The sequence below is a fragment of the Agromyces binzhouensis genome (assembly GCF_004135055.1).
Taxonomy (GTDB): Bacteria; Actinomycetota; Actinomycetes; order Actinomycetales; family Microbacteriaceae; genus Agromyces; species Agromyces binzhouensis.
Genome location: NZ_SDPL01000697.1, coordinates 1 through 933, shown reverse-complemented (window position 1 = coordinate 933; position 933 = coordinate 1). Strand labels below are relative to the sequence as shown.

At 72.7% G+C, this 933-nt stretch carries 1 protein-coding gene; it reads right to left on the bottom strand.

Translation table 11 applies throughout. The annotated features are described in order from the left end of the window. On the bottom strand, positions 1–840 hold an 840-nt coding region (locus ESO86_RS17720; protein ID WP_129236036.1), incomplete at its 3' end, for an LssY C-terminal domain-containing protein. Positions 841–933: the final 93 nt, after the last annotated feature.

Genomic DNA, 933 nt, shown 5'->3' with positions numbered 1-933 from the left:
AGCGGCCGGCGTCGCCGCAGCCGACCCGGCGGCGCCCGGCGAATCGGTCCGGCCGTCGCGCGGCGCGGGATCGGACCGCCCCACGATGACGACGGGCAGGTCGCCGTCGGTCCGGATGGTGTCGCCGCCGCCGTTGCGCGAGTGGTATCCGGTGGAGAAGTCGCGGAGCACCTCGAGCCGGGCGTCGGGCACCGCCTCGCGGACCGTCGCGACGATGTGGTCGCGCTCCACGTCGATGTCGGCGTCGATCTTGTGCGTGACCTGCAGAGTGAACAACGAGAACCCGACCGCGCGGTCGAACGTGCCCGCCGCGAGCCAGTCGACCCGGCGGCCGCCCGGGAGGAGCCATCCGTCGGGCGTCCGCCAGAACCGCACGTGGTGGCGCTTCGCCGGGTTCCCCGCGACCTCCTGCTGGTACGCGAAGTCCTGCTTCCGGCCGAAGAGGAGGAGCGGGCTCACGGGCGCCTCGTCGTAGCTGCGCCGCGTGAGGGTCGAGGCGATGATGCGCCAGCTCGACGCGAGCGTGACGTCGTCGGCGCGGGTCCATCCGGCCGCCCGCATGGCGTCGTGCAGCGCCTCCTCCGGCCCGTCGAAGGCGAGGTTCACCGGATCGCCGAGGAGGCCGTCGCTCGTCCGGGTCCGTCCGATGAAGTAGTCGGGCACGTAGATGGTCGTGAGGATGCGATGCAGCCGCGGCAGCACGAGGTAGGCGAGCACGAGCCAGAAGACGAGGAAGAAGCCGATGCCGAACCATCCGAGGCTGAAGGACTGGTTGAGCAGGAGCCAGGCAAGCCAGACGGCGGCGAGGCCCGCGTAGACGAAGAAGAAGCCGTCGAGCATGCGCGTGAACGACAGCCGATCCGGCAGCGGGGGCGGCGGGCGGTCGTCCGTCGGCGCGGCGTCCGTCGGCTCGGCGCCCGTCCGCGCGCCGCC